The organism is Mesorhizobium sp. M7A.F.Ca.CA.004.04.2.1, from assembly GCF_004022825.1.
Taxonomy (GTDB): domain Bacteria; phylum Pseudomonadota; class Alphaproteobacteria; order Rhizobiales; family Rhizobiaceae; genus Mesorhizobium.
In genome coordinates, this window is the sequence record NZ_RZPH01001579.1 from 1 (window position 1) to 769 (window position 769).

General features: G+C 59.9%; 1 protein-coding gene and 1 pseudogene. Both read left to right on the forward strand.

Going from position 1 to position 769, the window contains the following annotated elements:
* Positions 1 to 238, forward strand: a pseudogene (locus EN893_RS36255) (methylenetetrahydrofolate reductase); the annotation flags it as partial.
* 82 nt (positions 239 to 320) lie between these two features.
* Positions 321 to 769, forward strand: a 449-nt coding sequence (locus EN893_RS36260; protein WP_164901510.1) for a dihydropteroate synthase, incomplete at its 3' end; no start/stop codon positions are given.

Here is a 769-nt window from a genome sequence, read left to right on the forward strand (position 1 = left end):
CATCGACATCATCAACGAGGTGAAGGAAATATCAGGCGTTTCCGGCGTCCATGTGATGGCCTACCGGCAGGAGGAATATGTCGCCGAGATCGTCGATGAATCGGGCGTGCTGAAGGGCCGCCAGCCGTGGAAACGTGAGATCCGCCGCGACGATCAGCTCGTCGCCGACCGGCTCGACAGCATCTTGCACGACGACATTACCGAAACGCAGGTGGACATGGTGAAGACCGCGCATTGACGGCGCGGACGGCCACCCATTCGCTTGAACGAAAGCAGATAACGATATAAAGAAATCTTTATATCACGGCGGAGAGAATTCCATGACCCGTACCATCGTCGCCTCGGCGACACGAGAAATCATCATCGGCTTCGATCAGCCGTTCTGCGTGATCGGTGAACGCATCAACCCGACCGGCCGCAAGAAGCTGGCCGCCGAGATGATCGCGGGCAATTTCGACACCGTCATCCGGGACGCACTCGAGCAGGCAGCCTGCGGCGCCACCATGCTCGATGTCAACGCCGGCGTCACTTCGGTTAACCCGAACGAGACCGAACCCGGCCTTTTGGTGCAGACGCTGGAGATCGTGCAGGGGCTGGTCGACCTGCCGCTGTCGATCGACAGTTCCGTCACCGCCGCGATCGAAGCAGCACTCAAGGTCGCCAAGGGCCGTCCGCTGGTCAACTCCGTCACCGGCGAGGAAGAAAAGCTCGAAGCCATCCTGCCGCTGGTCAAGAAGTACAACGTGCCGGTCGTCGCCATCTCCAACGA